At 50.6% G+C, this 7,393-nt stretch carries 7 protein-coding genes and 1 pseudogene; 4 read left to right on the forward strand and 4 right to left on the reverse strand.

The genetic code is table 11. The features are described from left to right. Positions 1-291: IS66 family transposase (locus tag G604_RS14490; protein ID WP_036905786.1), on the forward strand; the 291-nt coding region annotated here is incomplete at its 5' end. Between the two features lie 23 nt (positions 292-314). Here the strand turns inward: G604_RS14490 and G604_RS0112405 are convergent. The 3 genes from G604_RS0112405 to G604_RS15330 form a co-directional block, all read right to left on the reverse strand. Beyond that, the gene (locus G604_RS0112405) at positions 315-1,571 is read right to left on the reverse strand and encodes an outer membrane beta-barrel family protein (RefSeq protein ID WP_081657772.1); all 1,257 of its coding nucleotides are present in this window, start codon (positions 1,569-1,571) and stop codon (positions 315-317) included. Continuing rightward, positions 1,487-2,197 (reverse strand): carboxypeptidase-like regulatory domain-containing protein, encoded by a 711-nt coding sequence (locus tag G604_RS0112410; RefSeq protein WP_028910830.1) that lies wholly within the window; start codon positions 2,195-2,197, stop codon positions 1,487-1,489. Before G604_RS0112410 ends, G604_RS0112405 begins: the two co-directional genes overlap by 85 nt. A 361-nt stretch (positions 2,198-2,558) precedes the next feature. Next, positions 2,559-2,735, reverse strand: coding sequence for a hypothetical protein (locus G604_RS15330; RefSeq protein WP_155941959.1), 177 nt, complete (start codon positions 2,733-2,735; stop codon positions 2,559-2,561). A gap of 540 nt (positions 2,736-3,275) precedes the next feature. Between G604_RS15330 and G604_RS0112420 the strand changes: the two genes are divergently transcribed. From G604_RS0112420 to G604_RS0112430, 3 genes are all read left to right on the forward strand, one after another. After that, positions 3,276-4,109, forward strand: a complete 834-nt coding sequence (locus tag G604_RS0112420) for a LytR/AlgR family response regulator transcription factor (RefSeq protein WP_196801139.1) — start codon at positions 3,276-3,278, stop codon at positions 4,107-4,109. 226 nt (positions 4,110-4,335) lie between these two features. Further along, a complete protein-coding gene (locus G604_RS14495) occupies positions 4,336-6,396 on the forward strand; it encodes a TonB-dependent receptor (protein WP_081657774.1) in 2,061 nt (686 codons plus the stop codon). Next, the gene (locus G604_RS0112430) at positions 6,377-6,877 is read left to right on the forward strand and encodes a hypothetical protein (protein WP_028910833.1); all 501 of its coding nucleotides are present in this window, start codon (positions 6,377-6,379) and stop codon (positions 6,875-6,877) included. Before G604_RS14495 ends, G604_RS0112430 begins: the two co-directional genes overlap by 20 nt. 49 nt (positions 6,878-6,926) lie before the next feature. On the opposite strand, the pseudogene G604_RS14500 reads toward G604_RS0112430, so the two are convergent. Beyond that, positions 6,927-7,235, reverse strand: a pseudogene (locus G604_RS14500) (NAD(P)-dependent oxidoreductase); the annotation flags it as partial. Positions 7,236-7,393: the final 158 nt, after the last annotated feature.

Consider the following 7,393-nt stretch of genomic DNA (forward strand, 5'->3'; position numbering starts at 1 on the left):
AATATCTTCAAGAGGGGAGATTATCACCTGGACAACAATCTTGTGGAGAGGCTCAACAGATACATATCACTATCCCGAAGGAACTCGCTCTTCTTCGGCTCACATGCCGGTGCCAAACGGGCAGCTATGTTGTACTCGTTGGCCTGCTCCTGCAGATTACAGGGTATCAACTTCTTTGAGTATATCTCCGATATCATCAACAAGGCAGCCGCACTGCCGCCAAAGACACCTGACGAAAAATACCGTGAACTGTTACCCGACAGGTGGAAACAAACTCATATCGCCCAGTAGCCGCTGAGCGATATTTTTTTTGGCTAGGCAGCTAGCATCGCGGATACGCTTACGTTGAAAATATCCTTGCAGAGAAGCGATATGCCCCAAGAACCGGTATTTTTGCGTACCCCAGCTTCGACATCCCAATCGGATTCCAGCGTGCCCTGCGCAGTGATACTGCGCGAGTTATACCGGCCTGTGGCTTGGAAAGTCATATCCCACGGCAGACGTACCGATGTCATACAACGCACATCCCACACAAAACGGTTCTGTTTGTCTCCATGTACGGCATAGAAGCTGTCGTGCAACGGATAGTCTGCACTCCAAGCCTTGAGATGACTATTGTAAAGGTTCAATGTGGTGGTGAGTGTCAGCCGTCTGAACAGCAGGTTGCGGGATATAATCTCCACCCCAGTGTTTACCATGTTGCCCACGTTGGCGTGACCGTAATACATCGTGTTTACATTGGGGTCTGAAGCCATAGGCGCGAGAAAGCTGACATGACTTATCATATCGCTGTTGGTACGTAGATAGCCTGACACGGAAAGCATGTGTCCAGTCCAATTCTTGATGTACGACAATTCCACGGCATTGCTGTACTCGGGCAGGATAAGCGGGTTTCCAAGATGTACTTCCGAAGGGTCTGAAATATTCTCAAAAGTATTGAGTTGGGGACCGAAAGGACGGCGTATGCGGCGGAAATAGTTCAACTTCAGCTCATTGTTGCCAAGAAAAGACCAGCCTATTGAAGCTGATGGGAATAGCGCGAAATCATTTTTCTTGAAGAGAGCAACGTCCGCATCTGTCTGGCCGTAGCCCAAAGAACGTGTCCGTATCTGCCACATTTCTCCACGAAGTCCGGCAGAGAAGGTCAGGTGTTCATGGCTACCGGAAAAGTTTACATACAGGGCGGAAATGTCAGTGTCGTATTTGAAACGATTATAGAGTTCGTCAAGAGGTAAAAGGCCGTTCTCGACAGGACCTCCTGCATACGATGCCGGACTGTTCTCGTGGTTGTAGTTACCCTTATAACCGGCTTCGAAGCGCAGCCACGGCAATGCCTGTAATGAATAATCAAGCACTGCTTCCCAGTTGCTGATTTTTACATCCTGATGCTGGCTTTGCCAGATGGATTCTTCCGTGCCGTCGGCCCAAGTCTCATTTTCATGAAACCGGTTGTCGTTGGGACCCCTCCATATATTATAGCTCACGTTCATGTCGATAAAATGGTTGGGATTGAACGTGTGCTTGTAACCAAGCATGACGTTTGCGCCACGGGTATCGCCACTTTCACGCATATTATTGACATTTCCAATCCATTGCCCCGGCACATTGCTAAGGTGAGTATCTGGGCACGGTTGTTATCGTTCATCCCCATTTTTTTGCCATTTATCCACACAAGGACATCGGCATTACCACGCAATGATATTTCTCCCTCGCTGTTTACATTAACCGACGGTACAGCAGCAAGAAGTTCATCGGCAGAAGCACCGGTGGCAGCTATGTTTGAACTTACATTGAAAACCCTGCGCTCCACATTGACCGACAACTGGCTTTTCTGTCCGGTGACGACCACTTCCTTAAGCAACTTGGTGTCCTCTGCAAGTTCTATTTTTCCAAGATTTATCTCCGAATCCCCTATTGTGATTTCACGTTCCTGTGTGACATTACCAATCATGCTGACACGGACAATATATTTTCCCGAAGGTGCATTGGGGATAATAAACACTCCGTTTTCATCGGTTGTGGTGCCAATAGGCTGCGGCGCACCCTTTTCCGGGTTCACAAGAACGACCGTAGCGAAGTCAAGAGGTTCGGATGTCGTCTTATTAAAGACTGTACCTGTGATGTTGCCATCGGCATACGCACTTCCTGAAATCATCAGGAAGGCTGTCGCTAAGGAGGTTGATAATTTTTTCCTCATATTCTTTTTCTTTTATGATTTTGTTTTCTGCGTGCAAAATTACGCAATCTCCAATGCAACCAATTTACAAAGATGAAGCAGAGGCTTCATCCTTTAAAAAAAAAGAATACTTCCGCAAATATCGTCTTGACAACACCCCAAGTAGGTTATTTTAAGCAATTCGGGCAAATACCCTTTATCATATAATTGATGGCGTGCGGATAAAAACCTTCGGGTATATTTACCAGAGGGATACGATCCGATTCAAAACAATATGTTTGCTTGCACCGCTCGCAATAAAAGTGAACATGCTGGTCTGAAATGGTGTGATGTGCGTCGCTATGACACAACTCATATTTGAAAGAGCGGCTGCCATCCTCTATCACATGGAGTTGTGGTCCCACTTGAAGCCACCCTCGATGAGAGGAAAATATTCGTGACCGGCGAACTGGCTTTTGTCAAGGCTCTTGTAAATGGCATAAGCCTTGGCCACATCCGTTACGGCATTGATACTTTTATAGTTGAATACTTGTTGTTCTCTCAGCAAAACATTATTCATGTTATTGTTTTTTAAGCACTTTTTCATATTTTCGATTTCAAAATTAGGGTATATAACACGTGACCGGATTAAAATATCGTTCATAAGATGCAAGAAATATAGTACATGAAACAATTTTGTCAAGATATAGTTTTCTCCCATTTTTGATGCATTTGTTTTTGTTAGAATTGTAACAGGATAGAAAGTGCTTCTCCGCTCGTAACTGTCCTTTTATTTTTCTGCCAGCATTCGCTTCAATATAACTAACCCTGTTTTATCAACAACTTGTTATCGACAAAGGGCGATATGGCAGCTGAATAGATACAAAAAAAGTAGAATGGGTAAATATTTCCAAGGATTTGCTTGTGTTCTCCAACTTTTTATACTATCTTTGTCCATGAAAAATAATTGTTGGACATAAACCGTGCCGTATTATGATCATTCATGTAGCAAACCCCATCTATGACTCGGTCTTCAAATATCTGATGGAAGACGAACTCGGAAGACGAGATTGCGGAGATGTTCGGGAAATAAGAGGGACGTTGTGAACCGATGAGCAGAATGAATAGGTTGATAAGTTTCTTCTCAAGACCATTGCCTCAGAACGACAATGGTAACTGGCTACAGGCAGGACTGATTTCCGGTGCCATCGTATTTTTCCTTCTTTTCTTTCTCAGGCCCTTTGGTCTGGGTCAGTTTGAAGGAAACATCTTTTTCGTGGCACTCTGCTTCTCCTTGTTGTCCGTAGCCGTCACGTGGTGCTATGGCGAGTGTGTTTTCAAGCCCTGGGTGCGGCGGGTCAAGACATGGCGGGTGTGGCATGAGTGCGTGGCTATTCTGCTATTGCTCTGCTGTATCAGCATGGGTAGTAGTGTTGTCAATACGCTGTTGTTCCACAATTCGCTCTCGCCCCAACTCGTCCTGGCCTATCTCTATGCCACCCTGCTCTTCGGCATTCCCATCACGCTCACCATCGTAGCCTTGGAATATCAGCGGCGGTTGCGCACACGTCTGGCTGAATTGCTGCCTAAGGACACCGACGCGCAAGCCAAAGAGACGGTGACCTTTCACGACACGTCGGTGCGTGGCAACGACCTCACGCTCCCCCTGTCCGACTTTCTCTACGCCGAAGCACAGAAAAACTGCGTTGACATCTACTTCCTACGCGAAGGTCATGTCGAGCACCAACAATTGCGCACCACGCTGACCTCTGTCCTTGCCGATGCCAACGAGAAGATCATCTTTCAATGCCACCGCTCGTTCATCGTCAACCTCAGCAACATCCTCTCCGCTCATGGCAACTCCAACGGCTACCAACTCACCGTGGGCGACGAGCAACATACAGTGCCCGTGTCACGAAGCTATGTAAAAACCTTGCGCTCGTTTGTAGGGTGAAAGACCACGCTCATTGTTCTGCTCCGTTCTGTTCGGCGAGTTACAACTCGCCGCCCTCGCTGCCTGTCTCACCCCCTCGCGCTTCCGCTCAAAGCCAGGGCTTTTCTGCTTAGTCATTCGTCCCAAACCCTTGCATTTCGTCCAGACACATAGGCGTATATCCCCGTAATTAGCTGTCTGTCCCACAAATTTGCAGCGATGTGTTTTATGCACTAACTTTGCCGGCATGAAACGCAACATGCTCATACTCCTTCTACTGCTGTTGGGCCACAGCCTCGGCCATGCACAGCAACTGATATCGGGTACGGTGACCGACGGCCGCCATCCGATAGCCGGCGCCAACGTCTTTGTCAAAGGTACGACGGACGGCTGTCTCACCGACTCGCTCGGACACTTCTCCTTTTCAACGTTGAAAGCCGACAGCGCTCAGCTGATGGTCACCTGCATAGGGTATGACAACGCGGAACGGAATTGGCAAAAGGGCCAAGGGCCGCTCGCCATCCGGCTATATGAGCGCACAACCACCATCGATGAGGTCGTCGTCACCGGCAGCACCTTCCAGTTCGGTCAGGCTAATGGCGTGAAACAGCTGGGAGCCCTCGACGTGGTGCTCGACGGTGGCAGTTGCGGTGACATCGTGGCAGCACTGCAAAGTCTGCCGGGCACACAAAAGGTAGGCGAAGATGGGAAACTCTACGTCAGAGGTGGCAGCAGCGAAGAGTGCCAGACCTATATCAATGGCATGCACGTACTGCAGCCCTACTCCACCACAGCCCCTAACAGTCCGTCGCGCGGACGTTTCTCTCCTTTTCTCTTCAAGGGCATCACCTTTTCCCTCGGAGGCTACGACGCGGAATATGGGCAAGCACTGTCATCGGTGCTGCCCATGGAGACTACCGACGCATCGGTCTCGGACAAATTGGGCGTGAGCGCCTCACTGATCGACTGGAACATTGGAGGAACAAAGACAACAAGACAAGGCTGCTGGTCGATGAATGCCACCTATATGGACTTGGGGATGTACAACCGCCTTTTCCCCGACCGCTGGAATTGGCGCAAGCCCTACCGAAAACTCTCATTCGAAACACAATGGAAGACGCAGCCCACTCCGTCGAGCGTATGGAAGAGCTATCTCGGCTTTGACCGTACGACGCTGAGCCTCAACACTGACGGGCGGACGCTCAGCCTTGAGGAAAACAACCTCTATCTCAACAGTGTGGCGAAAGGCTCTGCCAAGGGACACGTCACCTGGTTCGCGGGGCTCGCCGGTGGCATGGTGTGGCAAGACATCAGTGACGCACTGCTCCATGGCGACCGCTATTGTCACCGCACGGGCGAACTCCACGTCAAGACAAAAGCCTCGAAGACGCTTTCAGCATGGATGAAAGGTACCATTGGCATGGAGAGTTTCTTCCGCTATCAGTGGCTCGACTATCGTCTCCATGACCGTCTGCACAGTTCCAAAAGTTATCTGTTGCCGGCACTCTTCGCCATGACACAATACAAGTTCTTCAAAGGTTGCTTTGCAGAAGCCTCGCTGCGCGCGGAATATTCCAGCCTCTCCCACCGTTGCACGCTGCTGCCCCGCCTGCTGCTCAACTACAATCCTTCACGCCACTGGCTGCTCTCACTCTCCGCCGGACGCTATACCCAAGAGCCAGCTGACACTATCATAGTGCGTAGCCTTTCGCCATCCCGATCCGCTCTTGCCCATCACTACATCGCCGGACTGCAATACCGTTTTGGCAACACGCTCGTACGCATGGAGGCTTACTACAAGCGCTACTCCCGTTTGCCGCTCCTCAGTCAAGGACATTATACCGCCGACGGTCGCGGCATGAGCCGTGGGTTCGACCTTTTCATCGACGACCGGTCGCTGCTGCCCAACCTCACCACGATGCTCAGCTACAGCTACAACGACTCGCGCCGACGCTACCTCAACGACCTCACCGAGCAGCAGCCACCCTACGTCTCGCCTCACAACCTGCGTCTCGCATTGAAATATGGTATCAGTATTTTCGACTTTGCACTCACCGAGTCGTTTGCCTCGGGGCGGAAGAGCGAGGGACGCACCACACCTTATTATAATAGTCTCGATGCCAGCGTCACCTGCCTGGCGAGCAAGCGCGTCATCGTCTACGCCTCGCTGAGCAATCTGCTCGGACGCAAGAACATCTATGGCTACCGTGGCGGCAAGCCCATCACCAACGGCTCCGACCGCTTCCTTTATATCGGAATATTTGTTTCACTAAAAAGTAATAAAGCTTATGACATCGCAAATTTCTAAGGCACTGGCCTCTGTCGCCTTCCGCCGCATGGCAGTCCTCGTTCTCCTTGTTGTTTCCGTCCTCAGCCTCCATGCCCAGCAAAGTCAGCCCACGATGGAGCAGCAACTCGCCGCGCTGCAACGCCTGGAAGCCATGCAGCCCGACAGCATTCAGCCGAAATACCAGCAGGCGGTGCTCCTGCTCGGTACGGTCTGTTCGCAACCTCAAAGCAGTAAGGCACAGCAGTATATTGACGAGGCACAGCGCGTGATCCAACGCATCGAAGCGCTGCAGCCCACCAAAGCCACCGACCGCTCTGACCTCGCCACGCTCCACGGCTTCTACTACACAGCGCTCATCGTGACCAATCCACAGCAAAACGGACCGCGCTACTACCGTCAAGCCCTCGACAGCTTCGACGAGGCGCTGAAGCTCAACCCGAAAAACGCGTTGGCCCAGATGCTTTTAGAAAGGTTCAAGGAAGGGATGGTCAGGAACTAAAACCATTCAGACCACCCCTGCAAATGATTACTGTATTTGCAAACGCAAATTAGTAGCCGATGGTGAAGCGCTCCTTGTGGTGGGCGGGTTTTTCCAACTCGTCCACCATAGCCACGGCATAGTCTTGAACTGAGATGTGGCTCGTGCCTGTTGCTGGATCCACGATGAGGTCGTCCTTGCCCAGGCGGAACTTGCCCGTACGCTTGCCTTTGTCAGCATCTTCGAAAGAACCGGCAGGAGAGAAGAACACCCAGTCGAGGTCGCGCTCCTTGGTGAGGTAGTTGAGATAGAAGTTGCCCAATGAGCGTACAGCATCGATAATTGCGTCAGGGATGACACCGGTATCAATCACACGCACACGTAAGCGTATCCGCGATGCTAGCTGCCTAGCCAAAAAAAATATCGCTCAGCGGCTACTGGGCGATATGAGTTTGTTTCCACCTGTCGGGTAACAGTTCACGGTATTTTTCGTCAGGTGTCTTTGGCGGCAGTGCGGCTGCCTTGTTGATGATATCG

It is taken from the genome of Prevotella sp. AGR2160 (assembly GCF_000424185.1).
Classification (GTDB): domain Bacteria; phylum Bacteroidota; class Bacteroidia; order Bacteroidales; family Bacteroidaceae; genus Prevotella.

Excerpts from the sequence above, each read along its gene's own strand:
- G604_RS0112410 (WP_028910830.1), bottom strand. The coding sequence starts at position 2,197 with ATGAGGAAAAAATTATCAACCTCCTTAGCGACAGCCTTCCTGATGATT.
- G604_RS0112420 (WP_196801139.1), top strand. The coding sequence starts at position 3,276 with ATGAATAGGTTGATAAGTTTCTTCTCAAGACCATTGCCTCAGAACGAC.
- G604_RS15330 (WP_155941959.1), bottom strand. The coding sequence starts at position 2,735 with ATGAATAATGTTTTGCTGAGAGAACAACAAGTATTCAACTATAAAAGT.
- G604_RS0112430 (WP_028910833.1), top strand. The coding sequence starts at position 6,377 with ATGACATCGCAAATTTCTAAGGCACTGGCCTCTGTCGCCTTCCGCCGC.
- G604_RS14495 (WP_081657774.1), top strand. The coding sequence starts at position 4,336 with ATGAAACGCAACATGCTCATACTCCTTCTACTGCTGTTGGGCCACAGC.
- G604_RS0112405 (WP_081657772.1), bottom strand. The coding sequence starts at position 1,571 with ATGCGTGAAAGTGGCGATACCCGTGGCGCAAACGTCATGCTTGGTTAC.